At 58.8% G+C, this 26,801-nt stretch carries 24 protein-coding genes; 8 read left to right on the forward strand and 16 right to left on the reverse strand.

Translation table 11 applies throughout. The features are described 5' to 3' along the window. Nucleotides 1–212: 212 nt before the first annotated feature. The gene (locus CWE01_RS33380) at nucleotides 213–395 is read left to right on the forward strand and encodes a hypothetical protein (protein ID WP_157815272.1); all 183 of its coding nucleotides are present in this window, start codon (nucleotides 213–215) and stop codon (nucleotides 393–395) included. Between the two features lie 508 nt (nucleotides 396–903). On the opposite strand, the gene CWE01_RS33965 is transcribed toward CWE01_RS33380, so the two are convergent. The 10 genes from CWE01_RS33965 to CWE01_RS25035 all read right to left on the reverse strand — a co-directional run bounded on the left by CWE01_RS33965 (nucleotide 904) and on the right by CWE01_RS25035 (nucleotide 12,820). Further along, complete coding sequence (locus tag CWE01_RS33965; RefSeq protein WP_100943216.1) at nucleotides 904–2,586, reverse strand: hypothetical protein; 1,683 nt, start codon at nucleotides 2,584–2,586, stop codon at nucleotides 904–906. A gap of 180 nt (nucleotides 2,587–2,766) precedes the next feature. After that, nucleotides 2,767–3,099, reverse strand: a complete 333-nt coding sequence (locus tag CWE01_RS33385) for a DUF4427 domain-containing protein (RefSeq protein WP_157815273.1) — start codon at nucleotides 3,097–3,099, stop codon at nucleotides 2,767–2,769. A 656-nt stretch (nucleotides 3,100–3,755) separates the two neighbouring features. Next, a complete protein-coding gene (locus tag CWE01_RS25000; RefSeq protein WP_100943217.1) occupies nucleotides 3,756–4,538 on the reverse strand; it encodes an SDR family NAD(P)-dependent oxidoreductase in 783 nt (260 codons plus the stop codon). Nucleotides 4,539–4,654: 116 nt separating this feature from the next. Beyond that, entirely contained in the window at nucleotides 4,655–4,945 is a 291-nt protein-coding gene (locus tag CWE01_RS33390) for a hypothetical protein (protein ID WP_157815274.1), read from the reverse strand. Nucleotides 4,946–4,950: 5 nt separating this feature from the next. Next, a complete protein-coding gene (locus CWE01_RS25010) occupies nucleotides 4,951–5,697 on the reverse strand; it encodes a substrate-binding domain-containing protein (protein ID WP_100943219.1) in 747 nt (248 codons plus the stop codon). A gap of 210 nt (nucleotides 5,698–5,907) precedes the next feature. Beyond that, nucleotides 5,908–6,705: a hypothetical protein gene (locus CWE01_RS25015; protein ID WP_100943220.1), complete on the reverse strand. Its 798-nt coding sequence runs from the start codon at nucleotides 6,703–6,705 to the stop codon at nucleotides 5,908–5,910. 45 nt (nucleotides 6,706–6,750) lie between these two features. Further along, a complete protein-coding gene (locus tag CWE01_RS25020) occupies nucleotides 6,751–7,914 on the reverse strand; it encodes an MFS transporter (protein WP_100943221.1) in 1,164 nt (387 codons plus the stop codon). Next, nucleotides 7,911–8,714, reverse strand: a complete 804-nt coding sequence (locus tag CWE01_RS25025; RefSeq protein ID WP_100943222.1) for a hypothetical protein — start codon at nucleotides 8,712–8,714, stop codon at nucleotides 7,911–7,913. Before CWE01_RS25025 ends, CWE01_RS25020 begins: the two co-directional genes overlap by 4 nt. 12 nt (nucleotides 8,715–8,726) lie before the next feature. Then, nucleotides 8,727–10,166, reverse strand: coding sequence for a radical SAM protein (locus CWE01_RS25030; protein ID WP_100943223.1), 1,440 nt, complete (start codon nucleotides 10,164–10,166; stop codon nucleotides 8,727–8,729). Then, nucleotides 10,166–12,820 carry a glycosyltransferase gene (locus CWE01_RS25035; protein ID WP_100943286.1) on the reverse strand — a complete coding sequence of 885 codons (2,655 nt, stop codon included), beginning with the start codon at nucleotides 12,818–12,820 and terminating at the stop codon, nucleotides 10,166–10,168. The genes CWE01_RS25030 and CWE01_RS25035 overlap by 1 nt, the downstream gene beginning before the upstream one ends. A 392-nt stretch (nucleotides 12,821–13,212) precedes the next feature. Here CWE01_RS25035 and tkt point away from each other — a divergent pair, with 392 nt between their 5' ends. The 6 genes from tkt to CWE01_RS25065 all read left to right on the forward strand — a co-directional run bounded on the left by tkt (nucleotide 13,213) and on the right by CWE01_RS25065 (nucleotide 19,097). Continuing rightward, complete coding sequence (gene tkt, locus CWE01_RS25040; protein ID WP_100943224.1) at nucleotides 13,213–15,264, forward strand: transketolase; 2,052 nt, start codon at nucleotides 13,213–13,215, stop codon at nucleotides 15,262–15,264. Between the two features lie 34 nt (nucleotides 15,265–15,298). Further along, entirely contained in the window at nucleotides 15,299–15,532 is a 234-nt protein-coding gene (locus CWE01_RS25045) for a hypothetical protein (protein ID WP_100943225.1), read from the forward strand. A gap of 184 nt (nucleotides 15,533–15,716) precedes the next feature. Continuing rightward, the gene (locus tag CWE01_RS25050) at nucleotides 15,717–15,971 is read left to right on the forward strand and encodes a DUF2790 domain-containing protein (RefSeq protein WP_100943226.1); all 255 of its coding nucleotides are present in this window, start codon (nucleotides 15,717–15,719) and stop codon (nucleotides 15,969–15,971) included. 145 nt (nucleotides 15,972–16,116) lie between these two features. Next, nucleotides 16,117–16,788 carry a heavy metal response regulator transcription factor gene (locus CWE01_RS25055; RefSeq protein WP_100943227.1) on the forward strand — a complete coding sequence of 224 codons (672 nt, stop codon included), beginning with the start codon at nucleotides 16,117–16,119 and terminating at the stop codon, nucleotides 16,786–16,788. After that, complete coding sequence (locus tag CWE01_RS25060) at nucleotides 16,785–18,173, forward strand: heavy metal sensor histidine kinase (protein ID WP_100943228.1); 1,389 nt, start codon at nucleotides 16,785–16,787, stop codon at nucleotides 18,171–18,173. Before CWE01_RS25055 ends, CWE01_RS25060 begins: the two co-directional genes overlap by 4 nt. 153 nt (nucleotides 18,174–18,326) lie before the next feature. Continuing rightward, on the forward strand, nucleotides 18,327–19,097 hold the full coding sequence (locus tag CWE01_RS25065; RefSeq protein ID WP_100943229.1) for an ABC transporter substrate-binding protein: 771 nt from the start codon (nucleotides 18,327–18,329) through the stop codon (nucleotides 19,095–19,097). 63 nt (nucleotides 19,098–19,160) lie between these two features. On the opposite strand, the gene CWE01_RS25070 is transcribed toward CWE01_RS25065, so the two are convergent. Then, nucleotides 19,161–20,129 (reverse strand): isopenicillin N synthase family oxygenase, encoded by a 969-nt coding sequence (locus tag CWE01_RS25070; RefSeq protein ID WP_100943230.1) that lies wholly within the window; start codon nucleotides 20,127–20,129, stop codon nucleotides 19,161–19,163. 388 nt (nucleotides 20,130–20,517) lie between these two features. On the opposite strand from CWE01_RS25070, the gene CWE01_RS25075 reads away from it, so the two are divergent. Next, entirely contained in the window at nucleotides 20,518–21,504 is a 987-nt protein-coding gene (locus tag CWE01_RS25075; RefSeq protein ID WP_100943231.1) for an alpha/beta fold hydrolase, read from the forward strand. A 47-nt stretch (nucleotides 21,505–21,551) separates the two neighbouring features. On the opposite strand, the gene CWE01_RS25080 is transcribed toward CWE01_RS25075, so the two are convergent. The 5 genes from CWE01_RS25080 to CWE01_RS25100 all read right to left on the reverse strand — a co-directional run bounded on the left by CWE01_RS25080 (nucleotide 21,552) and on the right by CWE01_RS25100 (nucleotide 26,777). Beyond that, nucleotides 21,552–22,178 carry a dienelactone hydrolase family protein gene (locus tag CWE01_RS25080; protein ID WP_100943232.1) on the reverse strand — a complete coding sequence of 209 codons (627 nt, stop codon included), beginning with the start codon at nucleotides 22,176–22,178 and terminating at the stop codon, nucleotides 21,552–21,554. Nucleotides 22,179–22,559: 381 nt separating this feature from the next. Then, on the reverse strand, nucleotides 22,560–23,021 hold the full coding sequence (locus CWE01_RS25085; RefSeq protein ID WP_256346610.1) for a lysylphosphatidylglycerol synthase transmembrane domain-containing protein: 462 nt from the start codon (nucleotides 23,019–23,021) through the stop codon (nucleotides 22,560–22,562). A gap of 70 nt (nucleotides 23,022–23,091) precedes the next feature. Continuing rightward, entirely contained in the window at nucleotides 23,092–24,162 is a 1,071-nt protein-coding gene (locus CWE01_RS25090) for an ABC transporter ATP-binding protein (RefSeq protein ID WP_100943233.1), read from the reverse strand. 8 nt (nucleotides 24,163–24,170) lie between these two features. Beyond that, a complete protein-coding gene (locus tag CWE01_RS25095; RefSeq protein ID WP_100943234.1) occupies nucleotides 24,171–25,751 on the reverse strand; it encodes an iron ABC transporter permease in 1,581 nt (526 codons plus the stop codon). Further along, nucleotides 25,752–26,777: an iron ABC transporter substrate-binding protein gene (locus CWE01_RS25100; protein ID WP_100943235.1), complete on the reverse strand. Its 1,026-nt coding sequence runs from the start codon at nucleotides 26,775–26,777 to the stop codon at nucleotides 25,752–25,754. It abuts the gene before it with no gap. Nucleotides 26,778–26,801: the final 24 nt, after the last annotated feature.

The following is a 26,801-nucleotide window of genomic DNA, read 5'->3' on the forward strand; positions in this document are numbered from 1 at the left end:
GCCGCCACGTTAAGGACGCCCAGAATGACGCTTACATGCGCCCCCCATCTCTTCACCTTGGACAGTTCAGGGGACTGCCGGGGGCGCTGAAAAGTACGTCGGCGAGGTACGGACGAATGTAGCGGGCAGCGCTTATTAGAGCGCGCACCGCAGGTGCAAGGCTTTTTGATGAGCATGATGGTGCCTATTCGAAATAGTTTCGACGAAGTTCTTTGTTCGCAGATTTTCGAAAGGGCTTAGCGGAGGCGATGCTTGAAACCGCTCATCTCTGGGCCGTCAAGGAAGAGAGGAACAGTGAGTACAGCCCGAAGAGCACGGGCCTGGAGTTTGATTATGTGGGCAAGGATGATTCGGAAAAACGCGAGGATGCTTTTCCTGAAGCTGTGCTGGGGTGAACCGGGGTCAGGCTGGCCTGATTCGCTTAGGACTGTGTCCAGAGCCCGCAGCTGCTCCCACCCCCTTCCCAAAAAGCCGATAAAACTGACACAAACAAAAGTGCCATTCGGTACACCGTGACGCTCAAAGAAGGTCTTGGGGCGCCGTTTTTTTTCGATGGCGGACTCAGTAAACCGGGACATGTAAGTCCGTAACCCTTCACGCGCACGCCAAGCGAACTCAGCTTTCAACTGCGCCGTGACCGCGTCCAGTTTGCGTGAACCATGCCGCCTTGAGCGTACGGGTCGCACTGATGATGAGTGATCGTCCATAAGGACTCCCATGTGATGTCACCTAGCAAACCTTACTCACTCGCCATCAATTTCACAAATTATTTTCGCCCCATCGGCAGCCCTTGCCCAAGCGCTCAATCCGAGTACAGGGGCCATGAGGGCGTAGCTCATCCATGAGCCGAGTTGAGCGCGCCGGCAACGAATACCGGCAAGCAACGGGTTTAGCGGATATTGATCACAACGGCGGCTCGGAATCAGGATCGAGCAGGTAAATGATCTCCGGCACATGCGGCGTCAAGACTTCAATCAGGCCGGCCCGCAGCCGACTATCGACGTCCTTGTGCAGGCGGATCTTTCCGATCGCCAACGCCATCACGAACTCCATGGCGGCTTGCGTCAGGTTGCTCTGCAGATCCTTCATCAGCACATAGCTGCGTCCGAAGAGTGCACCGGTGATGTACAGCCGGGTGCCGGACTGCTGGGCGGTACGCAGGCGACGGCTCACGCTTTGCAGGCGAGACCCACGCTCAGCAGCAGAGGCAAGGACGATGACAGACCCGTCAAACTTCATGCTGGCATCGAATTTATCAAAGGACACTTTGTTCTCGACCGTGACGCCACAGGACGCCAGGTAAGCTATCGCCCGGTCGGCCAAGGCTTCGCTGGCCGCGTCGTCATCGTGGATGATCCAGCGGGTCGACGCGACAGCCTCCTCCAACAATACCCTATCGAACCACACCCCGAAGTCGTCGGCAGCCACCAGGTTGTCTTTATCGACGCACACTGTCCGTGGCCTCAACCCAGGCCGGTCATGGGCGTAGCAGCTGAACAGGTTGGCCCCCATGAATGAGTAGAACTTGGATTGCAGCAAGGCTGGCGCATGATCGGTACCGATGTTCAGCGCCTTGGTTTCACTGTGCTCAGCGACGAACCGCTCACCATGGATCCGAATCAGACGGATCCCGCCGGCTTCGCCTTCCCCGAGCATTTCGAAATCGTCGGGCTGCTTCAACGTGTGCAAGACTGAGCAGGAATTCGATGAGCGCTCAAAGGAAAGTATGGTCGCAACCCGCTTAGGCGGAGCGCTATTCACTTTGACCCACTGATGTGCTAAGCCGCACTGGGTCGATGCGGAAATGAGGCACAAGGCGGAAACTGCTTTGGGCAGAGGCCCGTCTTTGATCAAGCCTTCGTGCGAGTGGACCTGCGCCTGAGGATCATCATGGAAGCTGCTGTCCAGCTCGATGAAGTACACCGGCACGTAGCCGCTGCCCACGTCGAACAGAACGCTGTCGACAATACCTCGGAAGAAGTAGGACTTGGCTTGTTCCGACAGCTGATCCTTGATGGCCTGGTAATCGAGAACGCAGCTCAAGGCTACATTGGGGTACGGATGGTGAGTGGGGAAGACCCGCCGCACCGCCTCGTAAAAGTTCTCTTCCTGCTTGGACTTGAACAAGCGGATGGTCTTTGGCCTTCCGGGCGTCACCTCTGTCGCCCGGACAGTCATGTTTCCCCGAAGGCTCGCTGAAACCGCTTCTGGCTTGGCCTTTAGGAAAGACTGGATGATGTCCTTGGCCAGCGGGCGATGCTGATGGGTTTGGGCATAGTTGAGCAGTGCGGAGTGGTTGGTCTCTTGCATCAGCTTCAGTCGCTCATCAACGAAGCGATCCACAAAGCCCTGGCTGAAGCCATGCTGGTTCAGCTCAATGAGCAGGTTGGTGGACTCGAATTGCCTTGAGCGCTCAGCGGGCGGAAGTGGTTCAGCGAAGGAGAAGAACTCGGTCTCAAAGAAGCCGGTCATTTGAGCCAGATAGGGATCCTGCACCTTGGCCTTCTTTTTCTGGTAAAGAAGCTTGCCAATCGCCTCCCAGTCCTTCTCCGCCAACAACGTAAACCAGTGTTCTCTGTCTTCCATGGCCGCGCTCCACGCCTGATGCCGAACGTCGGGTTAGGATATGGCCGGGGCCGAAGCTCATGCAACGTCGGGTGAGGTAAAGGTTTCGGATACCTGGGTGGCACACCCTAACGCTGCGCAGTAGCCCATCATAGAAAAGCGCCGGTGTCTCCATCAGCGACACAAGCAGAGCCCAAGAGCCTACCAGCCCTCGTCCTCCTCATCCGGCCTAGGCAAGATGAAGTACCCTCCTCCCCAATTCTTGCCAGCATAGGCAGGGTCATCATCGGGGGAAAACGAGTTCCGCACACTGAAGTAGCTGCTCCGGGTACCGGATCTCTCTCGCAATTGATTTGATAATGCCAAGACGATGTTCTCGCGCTCACGAAGATCACGAGCGCAGTTCAGGCAGTTCAACGGAGCGAGATAGCACCCTTTGCGGTTCGGTTTGACCTGGCCAGCCAGGGCTCTGACATACGGGTGGGTGTTGCCCTCGAACCAGAGCCAACAGCAACCCCTTTCCCGCCCTCGCACGTCTCTACTGACTCATTGCGCGTCCTCCCTGGTGCGCATGATCATTGCCGGACTGCAATCAGGAAGCCTTTTCCCGAAGCCAGGTTCCGAGGGCCTTCGCTAGTGGTGCGCATTGACTGTCTGAAGCTGGTATCTCGCCTTATTCAGCTCTGCCTCTGCATGCCGAAGCTCGTCTTTGAACCCCGTCCATATCAGAACCTGGGTGGCAACTGCAACGTTTGCCGCAATTATTCATCCGTCCGTCGGCTGAGTTAATCAAAAAGTGTTGCGTATAAATAAGTAGCTTTGTGCAACAAAGCCAGATTTTTGCTTATCGCAACATAAATACACGGTGCTTTTCTAAAAACAAAATAAATTCAAAGAGTAATGAGGTGCACAGCCATTCAAACATTCCTACTTTGTGAAATCATGGATTGAGACCTATGGGCCCTGAGCTTGCATAAATCGACGTAACCTCATGGTACCTAAGCCAAGCCACTACGCTGGTATGACTGCTTGCGTCGGTTCCGCGCTCTGAACCGAGCCGCTTCACCACTACGGGCAAAAACGCCCCAGCAACATCGAGCGACGGTGTCAGCAAGCCGACAAGCGTTCGCCCGATGCTTCTCACAGGAAACGATAAACACCAAAGAGACCGTGGCGCAGTGCCGGGCGTATCAGTCCTCCCCGAACATCGCGAGAAAGTTTGGCTGGCCGTTAGATGCGGCCAAGCCGCCGTCGACCGGTATGATTACCCCGTTGACGAAGCTGGCGTCATCACTGGCCAGAAACGCAATGACAGCCGCGACCTCGTCCGGTGATGCCTGCCGACCGGCAGGCAGACGGGCGCGAAACGCCGACATGATGGCCTCGTTCTTCTCGATATCTGCCGTCGCATCGGTGCTGGTGAGGCTGGGAGCGACGGCGTTTACCCGGACATTCCGAGCGGCGTACTCCAGGGCGAGCGACCGGGTCAGATTAGTGACCGCCCCCTTCGCTGCGTTGTACCCGCTTCCTCCCCAGTCACCACCCAGGCCGGAGGCTGACGATACATTGACGATTGAGCCCTTGGTGGCGAGCAAGTGAGGCAATGCCTCGCGGCAGCCGAAATAGACTCCGTCCAGGTCAGTGGCGATCTGTCGCCGCCAGTCCTCCGTGGAAAGCTGGGCGAATGGGCCAAAGATGGCGAAGCCGGCGTTGTTGACCAGTACGTCCAGCCGGCCGAACTTGGCGACTGTGTCGGCTATGAGCCGCTTGACGTACGTCTCGTCCGAGATGTCGCCAGGATGGAGCATCACCTTTGTCGGATCGGCTCCTTCCACTGTTTTGGCGAGCTTGTGTTCGCGGCGGCCGTTGAGCACCACCGATGCGCCCTCGGATAAGAACCGGCGGGCTGTAGCGGCCCCAATGCCCGTCCCGGCCCCTGTCACGACTACAACTTTGCCTGCGAAGCGATTCATGTTGTTTTCCTCAGCGTAGGGTTGATGAACACGGGAGTTGACCTTACTGCGGCCAGGCCAAACCCTGGCGCCGGTACCACCCGTGAGGAACGTCATCGAGCCACATGGATTAAAGCTCAGAAGCGTTCGAGCATGTCAGCAATTGCTGTACGATCAGCAGCGGCCTTCAAAAACGCCAAGGACAGAAAATGCGCGCTGAACGTGACGATGACGAACCAAGGGTGACCAGAAAGACTCCGGAACGCCGCCTGGCCTACGAAATCGCGATTGGGATCATTTGGGGTGGTTTGGGACTGGCTGCGATACAAACAGTGTTTGCGTTGATTGCCTGGCAGATCTACATCCACGACGTGAAAGTCGCGTTCGGGATCCCTGGTCACTAGACCACGCACAATCAACAAGGGCATGGAGCTCACTCCATCCCTTTGGCCTGCAATAAACTCACGGCTTTTTCTTCACCCAACGCTTTGATCAACTCAAGCGAGTCCTTTGCATGCCGAGAATCTTTAGCCATTGCTGCCGTATAGGTCGTATAGCTTTGGATTTCGGCCGGGAGCGCTCCAACAAACTGGATGCCTGGTACAGCCAATAATTCGCTGATTTGATGAATGGCAACGCTTGCCTCACCGTCGACGAGCTTCGTACCCACCAGCCCACCCTTCACCAGGACAGCCTTTCTGGCAACCTCTTCAGAAACGCCCAGCTTATCGAATAACCCAGTCAGGTAGATGCCCGATGAGCCTCCAGACTTAGGGTCGATATAAGCAATTTTTGCCTCAGAATGCAGCATGGACTTGAAGTCGTTGACCGTGGAAATCACTGGCTTCGGAGCGTTCAACGGGACGGCCACACCGATACCGACCTTCGCGACGTTCTTCGCAGTCCCCTTGTCCAAACTCCCGGCGGCCTCGAACTTGCTGACCAGCGAATCCGTAAGAATCGCCACATCAAACTTCTCCCCTGACTCAATCCTTTTGTTCAGTTCCCCAGCAGTACCGTTAGATATGTTCAGGGCAATATGTTTCGAAGCCTCAAGCTCCGGCGCGATAGCCAATAAAACCGGCTTGAATGCTCCCGTGGTCAACACCTTGATTTCAGCGGCTTGCGCACCGTTGAAAGCTGTCAGCAAAAAAACAGCGACTGCAAGTTTCGACTTCATAACCCCACCTAAAGATCACGCTAGAACCCCGGGAACATCGCCCTCTGGTGAGGACAACACTGAGGCCGGATGAGACTAGCCCTGGGTCAAGCGCATTTCAACCAATCCCATACTCTTGATCAGCCGCCAGAAAAATACACACGGCCTGATGGAATAAGCCTCTCCGCCAAGCGTCCTTCATGCCTACGGGCTCAATTCGCCGCTTGCGGTTCAGCCACCGTTGCCGGCGATGGTGATGTAGTCGGTATAGAGCTGCGGCGCCCCGGAGAAAGACGCCAGTTCACGCCACTCGTCGTACATACGCTCGCTCTCCTGATGCTCGCGTACGAACGTCAGGGCCTTTTCCGTCGAAACGTCCAGCTCGGGGTGGAAGGAGTTCAGGGACTCCAGGCTTTCGATTTCCAGCATCACGGCGTATTGGTCGAGGCGACTGCCGCCCTGCCCCTTGAGCATATGAAACTTCCAGCCCGGGTAGTCTTCCACGCGGTGAATATTGCCGGTGATGAACGCCTCGAAGGTTTCCGGCGCCACGCCGGAACGCAGGGCCAGATTGTGGATACCTACCACGCGGGCCACCGTTTTCTGACCCGCAACGACCTGGTAGTTAGGGCCCTCCGGCAGTGAGCTGTTGGTGTTCTCGGCCACCGTTGAATAGTACGAAAAGATGGTTGGCAGCTCGGCGAAGGTTGAGAAGGTTTTCCACTCGGCAATCAGAGCCTGTGCCCGCGGATGTTCTCGCCAGAAATCCCGCGCCCGGGCGGTCTGATCGCCGTTGCGGTCAATGTACTGGGCGTACTCTTCCGCGCTGGGTGCCTCATGCAACATCAGATACTGGTTTTCCCTTTCACCGCGCAGCCCTTTCAATAAGGTCCAGTGCCAGCCCGGATAAGCCGGGATCCCGACACCCTGTTCGCGCACGAAACTTTCGAAATGTTCAGCCGTCACGCCTTTTTTCAGATTGAGGCCAATGTAGTGCAGGCTGAAAACCGGACCGGATAATTGACTCATAAAAACTCCATTGATTAACAACGTCAGGACAGCCCCGTCAGTCCCTCAACGCGCAATGCGTCGGGCACTGGAACAGACCAGCAGCATGATCACCACACCCGCACTGAAAGCCGTGGTCAGACTGGAATGGTGGGCAACAAACCCGATAAGCGCCGGGCCGCTCAACAAGCCCGTGTAGCCGATAAGGGTCACGGCCGAAAGCGCGAAGCTCGACGGCACATCCGGCTGGTTGCCGGCAGCGGTGAACAGAATCGGGATGATATTGGACAGGCCAATGCCCGCCAGGATGAACCCGACAAGGGCGACGCCAGGGAGATCGACCGAGACGATCAGCAGCAACCCGACTGCCGCGCACGAGCCGCCCATTATCAGCATGCGTTGCCGACCAACCGCGTTGACCAGGCGATCGCCGTACAACCGGCCCAGCGCGACGGCGATGGCATAAAGGGTGTAGCCAAAACCGGCATGGCTTTTCTCCATGCCGCGCTCCGTGTGAAGGAAGACGGCTGACCAGTCCAGCATCGCGCCCTCGATCAGGAAGATGAAAAAGCACAGCACGGCAATGAATAGAATCCCCGGATGTGAGAGCGCCTGGAACGTGCCGCCAGACTCGCCGGTTTCCTGTGGCTGCTTTGCAAGCAGGTGACCGGAAGACATCGTCACGACAAGCGCGATCAGCAGCACGATCAGGAAAATCGCCTGCAGAGGCATGAGCCCCGCCCACAGCAACAGGCTGACGCCCCCTGCCCCTGCTACGCAGCCGATGCTGTAAAAACCATGAAACCCGGACATCCTCGCCTGCCCGCTGTCACGTTCGACAATCACCGCCTGGGCATTCATCGACACGTCCAACAGGCCGTTCACCGCGCCAAAAACCAGCAATGCGCCGCCAATCTCCAGGGCAGAGGTGGCGTACATCATGAACGGCATGATCAAACAGAAGACCGCTGCGCAGGCAAGGATCAGCGTCCGACAGCCGAACCTGGCGATGGCTCGCCCGGCAAAGGGCATCACCAGCATAGAGCCCGCGGCAATACAAAACAGCAGCAGGCCCAGTGTGCCGTCATCAATATCGAGCCGGGCTTTGACAAACGGAATCAGCGGCGCCCATGAGGCCATTCCCAGCCCGGCAATAAAAAAGATGCTGCGCGTGGCGTGCTGTTGGCGAAGATTCTCGCCGCCCTGCGAGAGGGATACATTTGTACTCACAGGCTTTGCGCCACTGACAGATAGTCGGTGTAGATCTGTGGCGAGCCGGAAAACGAGGCCAGTTGCTTCCACTCTTCGTACATCTGCTTGGTATCCCGGTGTGCCCGGGCAAATTTCGCCGCTTCATCCGTGGCAATATCCGGCTCCGGATAAAACACATCGAGGGCCTTCAGGCTCGCTATCTCCATCAGCACCACGTACTGGTCCAGACGGTTACCCCGCTCGCCTTTGAGCAAGCGGAATTTCCAGTCAGGATAGTCCTCGATACGGTGGTGGTTTTGCGCAATGAACGTCTCGAAGGTCTGCGCCTGGACGTCCGGGCGCAGCGCGAGATTGTGGATGCCGATCACCCGCGCGACAGGCTCCTCCCCCGCCCGCTCCTGGTAACGTGGGCCATGGGGCACGGTGCTTTTGGTGTTTTCCGCCAGCAGTCGATAATCGGTGTAAAGGGTCGGCAGTTCGCTGAAGGTGCCGTAACGTTTCCACTCGCCGAGAATATCCAAGGCTTCGGGATGTTCGCGCCAGAACTGACGGGCCAGTTCGGTTTTATTGCCATCCGCGGCCACGTAGCGGTCGCGCTCCGCCGAGCTGTCGATCTCAAACAGCATCAGGTACTGCCCTGCCCGCTCGCCGCGCAAGCCACGCAACAAGGTCCAGCTCCAGCCCGGATAGCTGGGAATCTGCACGCCCTTCTGACGCACAAAGCTTTCAAACTGTTCTGGCGTCACGCCGGCTTCAGTATCGATAGCGATGTAGTACAGGCTGAAGACCGGCGCGGATGAGGTGTTTGGCTGTTGCATCTGATGCCCTCCTCAGGCCTGCGGCGTCACGAACTGGGTATTGATGACGGCTTCGACCAACGTCACGCCATTGGGCGTCAGGCTGACGAGATCGCCATCGACGCGAATCAGTGCCTTGTCGACCAGGGTTTTGAGCGTGCGGCTGATAATCGGATTGTCGTAAAAGCTTCTGCCTTCGAAGCGCAGCTTGAAGACCTGGTCGTTCACCGGGATCAGCGTGGAAAGAGCCATCTTGAAAGCATTCACTTCGCGCTGGAGCGGCGAGAAACCCCGGCTTTCATCAATCGGCAAACGGCCTTCATCAAGCGCTTGCTTGTACTTGTTGTAGCCGGTGATGTTGATGGCTTCAGAGCCCGTGCATTTCGAGCTGCCACCGAGGCCGATTGCCACTTCCGGGTACTGTTTATCGAGATCGGTGATAAGCCCTTTCCATTTCTCCGGCTGCCGATGGTTCTGGTGGAAGTACATGGTCGGGTGCTCGCGATAACCGGCTGACAGGTGCTGCTCCACCAGCTCGCGCATCTGATACTGCTTGCCAAGGCCCGGGAAGGTCATGTCGTTGACGCTGATCAGCCCTTTTCTCTGCCAATGGCTTTCTTTCTCCCCGGACACCCCCGTGCGGGTCTTCATGAACTCTTCCATGTGCAGCTTGCTGATGACCACATGGGAAAGCTCGAGCTCGAGGGACTTCTCCATGTCGTATTTCACATCATCCACGCTCTGGCCGAGCATGCCGTAGATAAGGTCGACGCTGACCCAGTCCAGACCGATTTCACGGGCGTGATGGATGGTTTCCACGCACTCATCAGCGGAGTGCATGCGTCCGCAGGCCGAAATGATGCGGTCATTGAAGGACTGGGTGCCGAAGCTGATCTTGCTGAAACCCAGCTCCTTCAAGAGCGACAGATAGGGTTTGTTCAGGGTGCCCGGCTCGCCCTCAAAGCGCAGGGTGGAAGCCGAGAAGTTGAAATGGCTCCGGTAGAACGCCATCAGACGACGCAGTTCCGCCTCTGGCAGCAGCGACGGCGTACCGCCGAAGATGTTGAATTCGCCCACTTCCGCCTGAGCCAGGCCAGGGACTTTCTGAAGCCACATCGTGGCCTCTTTGATGTTGTAATCCACCAGATCCCGGAACACCTGCTGCGACGAGGCGGCCTTGGGGTTCAAGATAACCGTCGGGTACTGGCAGAAATGGCAACGGTAGCGGCAGGTGGGAATATAGGCCCACAGGTGGATCTGCTTGGCCTGTTTGATGTCGCGATCCATGTCGGCGAAAAAAGAGGACAGCGGATAGTCGGGGATATCGCCGGGGAAAACATGGCAGCCGAACGGGTCGTTGAACACGTACTCCAGAAAGGCGCTGTTATCGGGACGCGAGAGAAACTCGTAGACCCGCGGTGTTGGATAGTTCGGGTCGATATCGTTCAGTGAGCCCAGAGCTTCGCCATTCATCAAAATACCCCTCCGTTCGCAAAGTAGTTATGGGCTTCACCGGATTCACGGTCTTCGGAGAAGTAGTAGGCAAAGCGTTCGAAATCTTCCGGTTTGACCCCATCGAAGCAGGCTGGCAATGGCGGCGGGAAGCCGATGTCCTCGCCAACGGCACGGCGCAGGGCACTGAAAATCTCTTCGCGGAACTCGAAATAGAGGCGGTAGGACGGGGTCTTGTAGGCGTGAATCGGTTTGAAATCGATGACCCGGGAGCCCTGTTTTATTTCATGGATACGCTGATACAAACGATCAGCCACCGGCCCGCTGAAGAACTCACGGACCGCCGGGCTTTCCAGCAAAATCTGCGGGTTGAGCAGCGCCGGCAGCACGATGTTTTTGGGCACATAGTCTTTGATCGAGTAATCCCAGGCCTGTTGTGACTGCACAGGCGTGGTGTCACGCAGCGTTGGCGTTTGCTCTTCGACGTCGGGGCGTACGTCCTTCATGATGATGATTCCGTCCTGCCCATAGGCGTTGCCGGTAATCACCTCATCGAGAATGGTATCCACCCGACGGCTGTTGATCTCGATACGCGAATCATGGGCGTAGACCGGCTTGCCGCCCCAGGCGATCACCCGAATGCCGAAATCCCAGTCATCGGAGAGGTGTTCGACAAAGCGGCCGTTGTTCAACTGGTAGAAAATCTCGATGCCGCCGACTTTGTCGTAGAGGCCCCGTTCGACGGCAAACCCCTTGCCGTCCGGAAAGCCGCCAAACAGTGAAAACGACATCTCGCGGCAGCGCAGGGTCTTCTGGATCTCGTTGAGCAGGTTCGGTCGTTGGCGAAAGGACGCTTCGTTGTAATAGTAATTACAGGTGCCCAGATCGCCGTTTTCCTCGACCATTTTTTCAATCAGCGCGTGCAACCAGTAAGGGTCCACGGTGCAGTCCGCATCGGCGGAAGCAATGTAGTGCTTGTTTTCGACACCCAGGCGGATATCGCGCTGTTTTGAACGCAAAGAGGCATAATCCATGCCGCGTTTTCTGGCGGACGAAACACCCTGGATGGTCTCCCGGATAACGTGAATATCCAGGGATGGATTTTCAGCCTTGAAGGCGTTGATTTTCTCCACTGAGTCATCCGTGGAATTGTTATCCACGAAGATCAGTTCATAGGTGGCGTGAGTGATCAGGCCACCCTGGGTTTTCTGATTGAACAGCGAGTCCAATACACTATCAATGCGGTCACTTTCGTTATAAACCGGCAGCACGACCGACACAAAGACAGCCTCACGCATATTTCCTCCAGTAGGACTCAAGTCCAGCATGCCAATCACGTTATTGGAGAGCACCTGCTGACCAATGGAGAAGTTTTTATCAGCCACCTCTGCCATCAGCGCCTTGTTATTCAGTAACTGATAGACCTCGTCAATAAAAGCATCATCAGGCAGGCCATCCTGCGCTTCCGATATAGACATGACCGGCGCTTCAAAGCCGTGCTGGCCATAGACCTCCTGATAATATTCGTAGCGGGTCGTGATGTAGCAGCGTTGGCTGCTGATCGCCTCCCCCACGGGATTGCCGTAGCTGTCATATCCCCAGGAAGTGAGAAAGGAAACCAGGTCACAGGAGTAATACAAGTCCTCAATGGTCGTGGACTTCTCCTTCGTCGGCATATAGTCATGGGGCAACGCCCCGACAAACTTGATAAAGGCCTCGACCTGTAGTTCCCTGGCCAGCTTATTCAATGCTTCAAAGTAACCGGGATGTTCATGGGGATCGCCAGCGACCGCGAGATACACCCTTCGACGGCTACCGTTACGAGCAAAAAGCGCGTTCAGCCGGTGGACCAGGTAGATATCCCTGTCCTGTCGTTTTTGCGGAATGATACGGGTCGTGCGGGCAATCAGGACATCGCTGGCGCGGATATCCAGGCTCTCCTTGATGTTCGTACAGGTCCCCTGCCCGCTGAAGTCATAGGTGTTCTTCCTGACCTTGACGTCGACGGCGTGATCGCACCATTCCTCGAGTTTGTGCTTCAGATGATGATTGAGGGTCACATAGGTGATGTAGCGGGATTGAACCGGCTTGACGGCGTGGGGGTACGGCTCCGGGCCGTATTTCATCACGGTCTTTTCACTGTTCCACATCAGGTCATGATCGCGCCAGATGACGAAATTCCCCATGCCATGCTTTTCCCCATAGGCTTCGATGGCCAGGTACAAGGCTTGGGTATAAATGATGTTTTCCGGCAGCGTGCCGTTTTCAACAATCACATAACGAATGTTCAGGGTTTCCCAGAACTCAACCATTCGCTGGGCCAGTGCCTGTGACGACTCGCGAATGGCGATTAGAAGCTGTTCCTGTTCTTGCACAGAAGCCGAAGTCTTTTGACCGATCAACACACTGTGGGAGTGCTCTATGAAATCCCGGCTGTAATGCGGGACAGTCTCTATGTCTTCGATACGAACCAGGGTAAACACCCCTTGATAGGTGTTTTTTTCGTGATCATAAGGCTTGTTGAAATTGCCTTTGTCGATCTTGATGTCATAGCCCAGGTCAAGATAGGAAGTAATCTCACTCTGCTCAAGGCACTTGGCCATCTTTAACGCTTCGACCGTAATGCCCGATACCGCGACAGCATCAAATGATATAAATATGGCTCCAGCATGCATGCTCATACCCCTCAAACCAATAGGAAGTCATTGATTACCACGCACTCGAAACTGCTAGCCTTAGATCATGCTTTTATCCGTTTTTTGTTTTATGAGAGCGCCATAAGTGGCCTCTCGAAATTAAAATACTCGTCTGTACGAGTTGAATCAACAACTCATACAGACGAGTATTTGGTTTTATTTATTCATGACCCGGGAAAGGGGGACAGGGTATTTCCAATCTCCAGGACAACACCGGCATCCGCGCAAAAGACCGCCTGTCACGAGGCCCCTGCCCTCCCCGTAATGGCCCAACGGGCCTGAAATAAATGAAACCCTTCGGCACCCGGTTGATCCACTGATAAGCGATCTACAGTTACCCCCTCTATTCCTCACCTTATCGAGAGACCCTCATGACCAGCGAACTCGACCAGCAATGCATCGACACTCTGCGTTTCCTCTCGGTGGACATGGTGCAAAAAGCCGACAGCGGCCATCCCGGTTTGCCCCTCGGCGCCGCGCCGATGGCCTATGTGTTGTGGACCCGCTGGCTCAGGTTCAACCCGCACAACCCACAATGGCCTGACCGCGATCGTTTCGTGCTCAGCGCCGGGCACGGTTCGGCACTGCTCTACAGCCTGCTGCACCTCAGCGGCTACGAGCTGACGCTGGACGACATCAAGCAGTTCCGCCAATGGGGCAGCAAGACACCGGGACATCCCGAGCGCGGGCACACGCCCGGCGTGGAAACCACCACCGGGCCGCTGGGCCAGGGCCTGGCCAACGCGGTCGGCATGGCGATGGCCGAGGCGCAACTGGCGGCGACCTACAACCGTCCCGGTCACACGGTCGTCGATCACCATACCTACGCGCTTGTCGGCGATGGCGACCTGATGGAGGGCGTGGCCAGCGAGGCCGCCTCACTCGCCGGCCACCTGGGGCTGAGCAAGCTCACCTGCCTCTACGACGACAACGCCGTCACCCTCGCCGCCGGCACCGCCATGACGTTCTCGGAAAATCGCGCGGCGCGCTTCGAGGCCTACGGCTGGCACACGGTGTCGGTGGAGGATGGCAACGATCTCGTCGCAATAGAGACCGCCTTGCAGGCGGCTCGGGAACAAACGACGCGGCCGTCGTTGATTCTGGTACGTACCCATATCGGCTACGGCTCACCCGAGCAAGACACTTTCAAAGCCCATGGCTCGCCCCTCGGCGTGGACGCCGTGCGCAAGACCAAGGAAAAACTCGGCTGGCCCACCGAACCGGACTTCCTGGTACCCGACGCCGCCTTGGCGCACTTTCGCCATGCCGTGGAACGCGGGGCACGTAATGAAGCCGACTGGCGTGCGCGCATGGACGCCTACACCCAGGCCTTTGCAGAACTCTCCCATGAACTGCAGCAGCGTCTGAGCGGTGAACTGCCGCCAGGCTGGGAGGCGGACATTCCAGTGTTTCCCACCGATGCCAAGGGCCTGGCCACACGCGACGCCGGCGCCAAGGTGATGAACGCCATCGCGCCACGGCTGCCGGCGCTGATCGGAGGTTCCGCCGACCTCGACCCCTCGACGAAAACAGCGCTCAAGGGCCTCGGTGACTTCAACCCGGCGCCAATGTCGGGCACGGATCAACAAGGCTCCGACGCCAGCGGCTGGAGCCAGGTCGGTCGCAACCTGCACTTCGGTGTACGCGAGCACGCGATGGGCGCCATCGTCAACGGCCTGGCCGCCCATGGCGGTTACATCGCCTATGGCGCGACCTTCCTGGTCTTCTCCGACTACATGCGCCCGCCCGTGCGCCTGGCGGCACTGATGGGCCTGCACGTGGTGCATGTGTTCACCCACGACAGCCTGGCCCTCGGCGAGGACGGCCCGACCCATCAGCCGGTCGAACACCTGGCGAGCCTGCGCGCCATCCCGAACCTGCTGTTGATCCGCCCCGCCGACGCCAATGAAACCGCAGTGGCCTGGCAGGTTGCCATGACCACCCGTGACCGCCCTGTCCTGCTGGTCCTGACCCGGCAAGCGTTGCCCACCCTGGACCGCAACCGCTACGCCGCGGCCGATGGGTTACGGCGCGGCGCCTATGTGCTGAACGACAAGGCGAGCCGCGAACCCGAACTGATCCTGATCGCCAGCGGCTCGGAAGTCGCCTTGATCCTGGCGGCGGGCGAACGCCTGGAGGGTGAAGGCATCGCCGTGCGTTGTGTCTCGATGCCGAGTTGGGAGTTGTTCGAGGCCCTGCCCCAGGCCGAGCGCGACGCCGTACTGCCGCCTTCGGTCGGCGCGCGGCTGGCGGTCGAATTGGGCGTGCGGCAAGGCTGGGAGCGCTATATTGGTAGTAATGGCGACATGTTAGGGGTGGAACGTTTCGGCGCCTCGGCACCGGCCGATGTCCTGCTGCGCGAATACGGCTTCACCCTCGACAATGTCTGCGCCCGTGCCAAGGCGCTACTGGCACGGCCGTAATCAGCAGGAACAACCCCGTAAAAGAGGCTCGATCGTGAACAAACAAGACACCGCCTTCTACAGTCTCCTGAATGAAATCGCCCAGGGCAAAAGTGAGATCAGGGATCCTGCCGAGGTCGATACGCTGGAACGCTTGATCAGCTTCAACTACGCGCAAGCGGTGGCCGACGTCAGCCATCCGCAGTTGGCTTACAGCGCTGCTCAAATGACACCCATGGGAAGGGCTTTCCTGGCGGAATGCAAAGCAGCAGCGCATCCCGTCAGGTAAAGGCTCTTACAGCCAACCCCTCCCCCCTTCGTCTCGATCCGAACCGGTGCTCACAGGCACTGGTCTCGGACGAGCTTGCATTACAACTTTGTCATTGTTTTGTTCGTCGGCTGTTTGAGTGGCCTCGTTATTGTGAACCCACTGCCAGACAACAGGCAGCCCACTCAGACAGAGAGACAATGCCATGAAACTTCTTATGCTCGGATTCGCCGCCCTCCTCGCCACCGGTTCAGCCTTCGCCAGCACCACCGACAGTCCAGCGGCGATTCATGACAAGGCTGGTTTTTTCGTCCAGATGGACGTGGCGAAAGTCCTGTCCACCACCGACCTCTCGGATCAATGCGGTGTGATTCCGGCGAAGTTCGATTACCTGGATCACCAGGGTCGCGAACATGTGTTGGACTATCAGGTTCAAGGGAACTGCTCGAACGAAAACTGATGGGGAGTTTGACCAACATGACTGACAAGGAGCAGGGGCCATACGCGGTATCAGCTGATGATCGGGCTATACTCGCGCCACCTGCTCGCGGCGTTCTGGTCCGCTTTCGTGAGTCGAATATCGAAACTGAACCAAGGTAATACCCATGAATATCCTGGTAGTGGAAGACGAACCCAAGGCGGGTAACTATTTGCTCAATGGCCTGCAGGAGCAAGGTTACTCCGTCAGCCTGGCCCGCGATGGCGTGGACGGTTTGCACCAGGCCCTGGAAACGTCCTTCGACGTCATCGTGCTGGACGTGATGATGCCGAAGATGGACGGCTGGGAAGTGCTGCGCCGCCTGCGCAAGGAGGCCGACACGCCGGTCCTGTTCCTGACCGCACGGGACGATATCGCCGACCGTATCAAAGGCCTGGAGCTGGGTGCCGACGACTACCTGATCAAGCCCTTCTCTTTCGCCGAGCTGGTCGCCCGCCTGCGCACGCTGACCCGACGCGGTCCGACCCGGGAAGAAGAGCAACTGCAGATCGACGACCTGCAGATCGATGTCATCAAACGCCGCGTCACCCGCGCCGGCGTGCGAGTAACGCTGACCAACAAGGAGTTTGCCCTGCTCCACCTGTTTGCCACGCATCAGGGCCAGGTGCTTTCTCGCTCACTGATCGCCTCCCGCGTCTGGGACATGAATTTTGACAGTGACACCAACGTGGTGGACGTGGCAGTGCGCCGCCTGCGCCTGAAAATCGACGATCCTTTCCAGCTCAAGCTGATCCACAGCGTGCGTGGCATTGGCTACCGCTTCGATACACAACCATGAAGCGTCGTCATTATTCCCTGACGCTGCGCCTGGCCGTGGTATTTGCCTTGCTGGCCTTTGCCCTGCTGGCGACCATGGGGGTCGAGCTGTACCGCGAACTGGAGAGCGAGCTGATACACCGTGACGAAGCCGCCCTCGTCTTCCGCGTCAATCAGTTACGTAACCTGCTCAATGACAGCAATACCCGGGATCTGATCAGGACCAAGCCCGCGCTGTTTCAGAACATGATGGGCAATCGTGAATCCGTACTCAGTATCGGTGCTCCAGGGGGGCCTCCATTACTCGTGGTCAACCCCGGAAATCTTGATATTCCCCAGTTGGTTCCGGTCGCGATGGAGCAGACCCTGGAGCTGAGCGATGTCCATAAAGTGGCGGAAGTCGATGGTGCGCCGTTCGCCGCGGTGTCTGCGAGTATCGACTCGGGCAAGCTGCAATTGACCATTGGCCGCTTGATGACCGAACGTACCGCGGTGCTGGCCAGCTACCGTCTCAGTGTCTATATCCTCGCCAGCCTGGCGGCGATTGTCCTGGCCCTGGCTGGCTGGCTGATGGTTTACCGTGGTTTGCTGCCGTTGAGGCGCCTGGCGCAGCACGCCCATGGTATCGGTATCGGCAACCTGACTGAACGACTCGACAGCCAGGGTGCCCCGAAGGAGCTGTTACCGATGATCGACTCTTTCAATACCATGCTCGAGCGCCTGGGCAAGGGCTTTGAGCAACTGGCCCAGGTTTCCACGGACATGGCCCATGAACTGCGCACCCCCATCAACAACCTGCTGGGTGAAACCCAGGTCGCCATGCAGCAGGACCGCAGCGTTGAACATTATCAGCAGCTACTGGCCTCCAATGTAGAAGAGCTGGAACGCTTGGCGCGCATGCTCGACAACATGCTCTTCCTCGCGCGCACCGACCCCAGCAGTGCCCGCCAGCAGCGCGAGGAGTTGGACGCCGCTGAAGAAGTGGAACGCATGGCTGACTATTTTGAAGGTCTGGCGGCCGATGCCGACATCACCATCCGTGCAGAGGGCGAAGGGATTATCTGGGCTGAGCCCGTCCTGCTGCGCCGCGCCCTGGCGAATCTGTGTGCCAACGCGATCAAGTACGGAGCGCCGCATTCCGAACTGTTGATCCAGGCCATACCGGCCGCAACCGGTATCCATCTGCGTGTGCACAACCACGGCCCAACCATCCCGGCGGAACATCTGCCAAGACTGTTCGAGCGTTTCTACCGGGTTGATCAATCGCGTGAGCGCTCGGCCCATTCCAACGGTTTGGGCCTGTCGATCGTAGCGACCATCATGCAACTGCACAGCGGTCTCTACCAAGTCACCAGCAAGGATGGCCTGACCTGCTTCGAGCTGTTCTTCCCGATGCGCGAGCAATAAATCGGCGGGAGTCGATCACCCTTCATTTCGCCCTTGGCGACTTTGGCGCCCGACTTCAGCCTTCTCTAAAATCCGCGCTACGCTAAGTCTGCGGTCGCCATGATTTCTCCGGGCATTTCCGGGAGCTGCCTGCCGTACTTGAGAGATCAAGTCATGAGCCAGATCACATGCGTAGCCCATAAAACTCGTACCCAGGCGCTTGCCAGGCTCTGTCTGGCGGCGTGCCTGCTGCTGAGCTATCACGCGTGGGCTGCCCCGTTACCAATCGACCTGTTTATCATCGACGCCCCTCCGCTGACGCTTGTCGACGACGCCAAGGGTCATGGCATCCTCGGAGATGCCGCGCTGATGGCCATTGCCAAAGCCGGCTATGCCGCTCATATACAGGTGCTGCCTTGGGCCAGATCGCAAAAATACGTCAGTGAGAAGCAGGACCTCTTGATTGCCCCCTTGTCACGTACGCCCGAGCGCGAAGATCACTTCACCTGGATCGCGCCCATCATGAGCATGGGCCGCGCTTTTTTCAGCCTTGAGCACCGGGTGAGCAGTTTCGCCGAAGCCAAGAGGATCTACCATGTGATCGGTGTAGGCCTGGGCAGCGCACAAGAGGAAATCCTCCGCGCCCAAGGTTTCAGCGACAAACAGATCCACCCGTTGACCATTGGTGAAAATCCCGCGCAAATGCTTTTGAAAGGTCGTATCGATGCCTGGTTCAACGGCGTCCCCGAGAGCCAGTACATCTGGTCCAGGGTATCTAGCCGTAAGCTGCTTATGAGCCCCGCCCTGAGCACGATAGACCTCTATCTGGCCTGCTCGAAGCAATGCTCCGCCGAACAGGTCCACGCCTTGCGCGAAGCGATTGAAGCGCTGCGCCGTGACGGGACTCTGGCACGGATACAAAAGGAGTACCTGTCGCAACAGTGAATCGCGAAGGGTAACCCCTTTTGTACGTACCATCTTCCCCACCGCTCACGGCATTCACTCAACTCATGGCGCCTTGCCCTTGCGATACGCCATCGAGTCATCGATTCTCTTGAGTATGTAGTCCCCCGCCGCCACTGGTGGATACAGACTCAACGCCGAGTCGATGCCCAGCTCACAGGGGTCGACCAGGGCGCCATAGGTCGGGTCATAGAAGGTCGCGATGGAGTAGCGCTCATGGCCTGAGCGATTGATCACCCGGTGCAAGGTCGAACGAAAGCGATTGTTGGACCAGCGCGCCAACAGATCGCCGACATTCACCACCAGGCTGCCCGGAATCGGCGTGGCATCGATCCAGCTGTTGGAGCCCAGCTCGCGGACCTGCAAACCGCCGCTGTTGTCCTGATACAGCAAGGTGATGCAGCCGTAATCGGTGTGAGGCGCAACCCCGAATTGATCGGCCTCGGCCTGGGCCGGTTGCGGCGGGTAATAAACCATCTGGGTGCGCTGCAAAGGCTTGGTGTATTTGTCGATGAAGAAATGTTCGTCAATCCCCAACCCGACCGCCACCACCCTCAACAGGTCTGCCCCGGCCTTGCCGATTTCCTGATAGTACTCGGCCAGGACCTCGCGCAACGACGGCATAAATGCCGGCCACTGGTTCGGTCCGCGCAGCGCCTCGCCGGCGAGTACGCTGGGATCCTCTTCGGCCAGCTCAAGCCCGATACTGAAAAACTCCTTGTGGTCGGGTTTGCTGGCTTCGTACATGGTTGCCCCGCCCAATGCGTGCCAGCCACGATGGCGCTTATTGACCGCCGCCTCGCGCTTGACCTCGGTCGGATAGGCAAAGAACTCCGCGGCGGCTGACATCGCCCTGTCGATCACCGGCTGCGGTACACCGTGATTGATGATGTAGAAGAAGCCGATATCGCAGCAGGCGGTCTGGATGGCCTCGGCGGCTCGACGAATACTCGCCTTGTCACCTTCACGAACACCGGACATATCGATCAGCGGCAGACGGATACTGGAAGACATATTCACTCCTGGGGCCATGGTGCTGGGTCACGGTTGGGGGCGCGGCGCAAGAGCTGCGACCCTGTATATACAGCTAAAAGCATTTACCGTGCCGCTCCCCCTTGCTCCCCCAGCGCCCCCCATGCCAAAGCGCCCGCCTGCTGCCAAAGACCCTTGATCCGGTTAATAACCCCGTGATCATTGGTTTCCATACGCCCCAACAGCGTGCAGCGAGCGCGTATCTGGTGCGGTTTTCGGTTACACATCCGGGCTTCCGAAATGTCATTGCTTGACGTTCCCAGGATTTTTTTAAGCGTTTCTCCCTTCCCTGTATAGGCAGCACGCAACCGTGGATACCCGTCGGGAGCAGAAGCCGTTGTGTATCACAGCGTGTCTCAAGGTCACGGTGATGCAGTTCGGTGTCCTCGGCCTGGCCAACGCGCAAACCAACGACAGCAAGACCGCAACAGATGCGAGTAGCAGCGTAGCCCCCTCCTCCCCGTTCGGCCCGCTCAAGCATATCAACGCCGGATTACTGGACGTGGCCTACGCCGAAACAGGCCCTGCCGAGGGGCCGGTGGTCATTCTCCTGCACGGCTGGCCCTACGACATTCACAGCTATGACAAAGTCGCGCCGTTACTGGCGGCAAAGGGTTACCGGGTACTCATGCCCTACGCACGGGGCTACGGCGATACGCACTTCCTCTCCGCCAACACCGTTCGCAACGGCCAACCCGCCGCGCTGGCCAGTGATGTCATCGACTTCATGGACGCCCCGAAGATCAAGCAGGCCGTGCTCGGCGGCTACGATTGGGGTGCGCGCTCGGCGGACATCGTCTCGGCGCTCTGGCCGGAGCGGGTCAAGGTGCTGGTCTCGGTCAGCGGTTATCTGATCGGTAACCAGGAAGCCGGCAAGACCCCGCTGCCACCCAAGGCCGAGCTGCAATGGTGGTACCAGTACTACTTCGCCACGGAACGGGGTCGTGCCGGCTATGAAAAGAACACCCACGACTTCGCCAAGCTGATCTGGCAAACGGCTTCGCCGAAATGGGCCTTCGACGACGCGACTTTCAATCGCAGCGCCGCCGCCCTGGATAACCCAGACCATGTCGCCATTACGATCTTCAACTATCGCTGGCGTTTAGGCCTGATTCAGGGCGAAACCCAATACGATCCTCTGGAGCAGAAATTGGCCAAGGCCCCCTCCATCGGCGTGCCGACCATCACCCTTGAGGGCGACGCCAACGGCGCGCCGCATCCCGCCGCCGAGGACTATGCCAAGCGCTTCACCGGCAAATATGAGTACCGGTTTATCCAGGGTGGGATCGGCCACAACCTGCCGCAGGAAGATCCACAGGCCTTTGCCAAGGCCATTATCGATGCCGATCATCTTTGAAAGCTATTTGAAGGGAGGCCGCCCCTGGGTTGGGTGTTCAAAACCCGTCAAAGGGTGACCAACTCCATCTGCAAATACTTCTCGAACCACTCGCCAGCGAGCCTGGCGACTTCCCCAAGGGCACCGGCTTCTTCAAAAAGATGCGTCGCCCCCGCGACGACCTCCAGGCGCTGTTCACAGCGCAGGACGTAACTGCTTTGGAAGTTCAGGCTGAATACCAGGGGATCCTGTGCTCCGACGATCTGCAAGGTCGGGGCCTTCACACGAGGCAGCACCACTGTTGCCAGGTCGGTCCGTCCTCCCCGACTGACCACTGCGTGTATCCGATCAGGGCGTTCCGCCGCCGCCAACAGTGCCGCGGCGGCGCCAGTACTGGCGCCAAACAGACCGATCCGTAAAGAATGCAACGCCAGGTCCCGGTCGACCCAGTCGACCACCTCTACCAGTCGGCTACCCAGCAAGGCGATATCGAAACGCAGTTCACGGGTCAGGTTGTCCAGGCGTTGTTCTGTCTCCGTGAGCAGATCGAGCAGCAATGTCCCCAGTCCCCGCCTGGCAAGGGCCTGTGCAACCAGCCGATTAGGTGGGCAGGTACGACCGCTGCCATGGACGAAGACCACCAGGCCGATGGCATTCATCGGCAGCAGCAAGTCGGCTGATAACTCGACATCCATCAGGTCCAGCGTTCGAGATTGAGGCTCTGGCCCCGATGCGTCTGCCGCGAACGGATGCTCGCCGCCAGCTCCGTGGCAACAGATCACGACCTCAGCATCCGAGGTTTTGGAAGTTTGCGATGAAAGACTCTGGGGCACTGGAAAACCTCCTCAAGCGATTACGCTGGTCGGTTCGTATCCAGGAGGTTCCTTTTCCGGAATGTCGGTCATGATTAATTCGGTCAGCAGGAGACTGGCAACCGAGACAGCATCAGGTTGCTCCCCTGATTGGATCGGCAACGGATATGCCCTTGCAGTCTCTATGGAATGACAGCGGCAACGTTGACCTGGATCAACAAAAAGACACGACATTGCGCAGCTTTCATGGACAAGGTTCCAGGCTCACGGCACGATGTAGGCGGACAGATCCAGCACCAGGCAGGCCAGAACCACCGGCTTGGCGAATCCAAGTCGCACAAAGGAGGCGACCACCGCAAAGGCCCCGCTGACTACCGAGGATGGCAGGGCCTGGTCGACGAACAGCTTCATCAGGCTGAGCTTGCCCGCATCCCAGAGTGACAGGTGCTGCCCGCCGGCCTTGAGCACCACACGAAAAGTCTGCCCCTGCGCCACATAGGTCAGGGCTTGAAGAGCGAAGGCAGCGACAAGCCATAACGGTTGCGCCTGAGTCAGCAATCGCGCGAAGGATTCGACTTCAGCGAACCGCAGTGCAACCGCAATGACTGTCGCCAGCATCGCCGCGCCCAGCAGCCAGGTCAGCCACAGGGCAAGGCGACTGTAATGCTGACCAGCTGCTTTCTCTTGCGGCGGGGAGATAGCTGGTGTGGGCGGTTCAACAGACATGCCATGCCCCTGGGCAGTTCAGCGGATGGCTTGATTCTGGCCCAGTATTGACGAGTTTGCTTGACCCATATCAATCACGAAAAACGCCATAGGCCAGCACCTCCCCCTCGACGCTGATGGCCACCTCATCACCCGGCCGCGGGCATAGATGACCGGGCAACCGCGCAATCAGCGTGGTCGATACGGCCGTATCATCCGAGAGACTCAGGTGCACACAGGCATCGTGCCCGTAGTAGTCCACTTTCAGCACCCTGCCCCGCGCCCGGGCGGCGCCGCTGTCCTGGCTGTCAAGTAGCGGTGAAAGCCTGATCTGCTCTGGCCGCAGTAATACCTGCGCCGGTCCGTCGGGCAGTGCCGCCATCAGACGCAAGGAGCCGAGGGCGCACAGGACACCAGCGCCCTTGACGATGCCCGGCAACAGCATGGCATCGCCGACAAAACGGGCCAGCTCAGGGCTCACCGGCATCCGGTACAACTGCTCGGGGCTCGCCACTTGCACCAGTTCCCCCTTCCACAACACTGCGACCTGGCTGCCCATCGACAAGGCCTCGGACTGATCGTGGGTGACCAGCAACGCCGTGGCGCCGGCCGCCGACAAGGCCTGCGCCACCGCTTGCCGGGTTTCCACGCGCAACGCGGCATCCAGCGAAGAAAACGGCTCATCGAGCAGGACCAGGGCCGGCGCGGGTGCGAGTGCCCGTGCCAGCGCTACCCGTTGCTGCTGCCCACCGGACAACGAATGCGGCGAGCGGTTGGCAAAGTCCCCGGGCAAGCCGACCAGCTCGAGCAACTCGGCGACGCGGTGACGGCTCTTGCGCAGCTGCCGTGAAAGGCCAAAGACGATGTTTTCAGCCACCGACAGGTGCGGGAACAACGCGCCTTCCTGTGGCACATAACCGATATGGCGCTTCTCGGACGGAACAAACACCCCGGGGCCGCTGACCCGCTGGCCATTGATCTGGATCGTCCCCGCATCACCGCGCTCGAAGCCACAGAGCAGCCGCAACAACGTGGTCTTGCCGCTGCCGGACGGGCCAAGAATCGCCACCAGGCTGCCGGACGCCACCGACAAATCGACGCCACGCAATACAGGGGTGTGGCCAAACGTCTTGCGCAGGCCGCGAATTTCTACATCAGCCATGTCGATCCCTATGATTGGAAGCTACCCAGCACTGCCGATTTGCCGAACAGCGACATCAGCAGCCAGGTGGAAAACAGTGAAATACCGACCAGCATGGCGGCATACGGCGCGGCAGCGGCAAAGGCCATCGCCGAGGTATCGACCCAGACTTGCGTGGCGAGCGTGTGGGTGCCGATGGGCGACAGCAACAAGGTGGCGGTCAGCTCCGTGACGATGGTGATAAACACCATCGAGGCCGCGGCCCCGATACCCGGTCCGGCCAGCGGCAGGATCACCCGCCATGCCGTTTGCCACCAACGCAGGCCCAACGAGCGGGCCGTGTCTTCAAGACGGGGTTCGATCTGCACCAGCGTGGCGTGCACACCGACCAGGGCCAGTGGCAGGAACAGGATCGAATAGGTCAGGACCAACAGCGCCGCACTCTGGTAAAGCGGCTGGATGAAGCGGATCGAGATCGAAATCACCGCCAGGGCGATGACGATACCCGGTACGCCCTGCCCCAGATAGGAAATACGCTCCAGCAAAGTACTGATACGGCCCGGAAAGCGCGCCAGCAAAAAGCCCAGGGGCAACGCGAGCAAGGTGGTGAGCAGCGCCCCGGCCAGGCCAAAGCCCAAGGATGCACAGGTCGTGCTGATCAATTGCTCCATCGAGAACTCGGCGGGCGTCACAGCGGCCTCACTGTGCTGCAGCAGCCAGTAGCCGATCATCCCGAGGGGAACGCCCAGGGTGGTCACGGTCAAACCGGCAAACCCGATCCATACCAGCCATTTCGCCCGGCCCAGTTCGTAGCGGGTGGCCGATCGGCGTGTACCACGGTCGAGCCGGTCATAACGCGCAAGGCCGCGCACCTTGAACTCCGCCACCAGGCAGATCAGGCACAGCAGCACCAGGACGCAGGCCAGCAGGGCCGCGCCGGCACCGTCGAAGCTGGCACGATATTCGGCGTAGATCTCGGTGGTAAAGGTCCGAAAACGCAGCAGCGCGAACGCGCCAAACTCGGACAGCACGCTGAGGGCAACCAGCAGTACCCCGCCCAGCAATGCCGGCTTGAGTTGCGGCAGCACTACGCGAAAGAAGCAGCGCCACGGCCCCAGCCCGAGGGAACGGGCGGTTTCCTCCAGCGCCGGGTCCATGCCCCTGAGCGCAGCGGAAACCGGAAGGTAGACCAGTGGAAAGTAGGCGGTGGTGACCACCAGCAAGGCACCGGAGAAATCCTGCAACGACAGGCTCAAGGAGACCCACGCATAGCTGGTGATAAAGGGTGGCATGGCCAGCGGCACCGCCGCGAGCACCGCCCAGGCACCTCGACCCGGCAGATGGGTGCGCTCGACGAACCAGGCCACCGCCGTACCGATCAGGGCCGAGGCGAACGTCGCCGCCACGACAATCAGCAAGGTATTGACCGCCAGCTCGCCGACGATTGGCCGGAACAGCAACTCGACCGCATCATCGAAGCTGAAGCTCGTTGCCTGCTTCAGGGTGAAGGCCAGCGGCGCCAGCACCAGCAGTGCCACGGCCACACAGACAAGCAAAAGTCCGAAGGGCGTACGCCGTTCGGACTTGACCGCGATGGTCGCATTGGCCATTTACAGCAGGCCGGCCTGGCGCAGCAACTTGACCGCGTGGCTATCGTCACCCAGGGTTTTCATATCCAGCGCGGGCGGCGTCAGTTGGTTGAATGGCATCAGCAGAGGATCGGGAGCGACGCCGGCACGCAGCGGGTACTCGTAGGTCACCTTGTTGCTGGCCATCAGTTGCTGTGCGCCTTCGCTGGTCAGGTAAGCGACGAACTTGTTCGCCGCTTCCTGATTGCGGGCGGTTTTCAGGACCGCGACGCCCGACACGTTGATCAACGCACCGACATCCGCGTGAGCAAAGTGATAAAGCGCACTGTGGGTCCCTTTGTCACCGACTTCGGTGTGCAGGCGTGCCCAGTAGTAGCTGTTGATCACACCGACGGCAACACCGCCACGGTTGACGGCAGCGGTAACGCCTTCGTCATCGTTGAAAATCTGCGAGTTGGTGCGCAGGCCCTTGAGCCACTGCAAGGTGGTGGCTTCGCCCTTGAGCGCCAGCATCGCGCTGACCAGGGGCAGGAAGTCGGCATCGGCGGGAGCAATGGCCACCTTGCCTTTCCAGGCCGGCTCGGCCAGGTCGAGCAGCGAGGCTGGCAATTCAGCCGGGTTGACCAGCTTGGTGTTGTAAGCCAGCACGTTCTCACGGGCCAACACACCGACCCAATCGCCGCTCGGCGAGCTGTAGCGCGCCGGGATAGTCGACAAGGTGGCGGGTTGCACAGGTGCCAACAGGCCCTTCTCTTCCAGCAACATCAACTCGGGAGAGTTTTCGGTGAAGTACACGTCGGCAGGCGAAGCACTGCCTTCGGCCAACAGTTGCGCCGCCAGTTCCGGACCTTCACCGGTGCGCACTTTTACCGAGATGCCGGTCTGCTTTTCGAAATCCTTGACCAGCTGATTGACGGTCTGCTCATGCTGGGCACTGTACAGGGTCAGCGAAGCCGCCTGAGAGACACCGCAAGTCAGCATCGCGGCTGCCAGGCAGGCGAGTTGGAAAGCGCGCGGCAGCGTGTTGTTGAAAACCTTGAAAGACATTCGAAATACTCCCAATACAGCGAT

The organism is Pseudomonas sp. QS1027, assembly GCF_002814235.1.
Taxonomy (GTDB): Bacteria; Pseudomonadota; Gammaproteobacteria; order Pseudomonadales; family Pseudomonadaceae; genus Aquipseudomonas.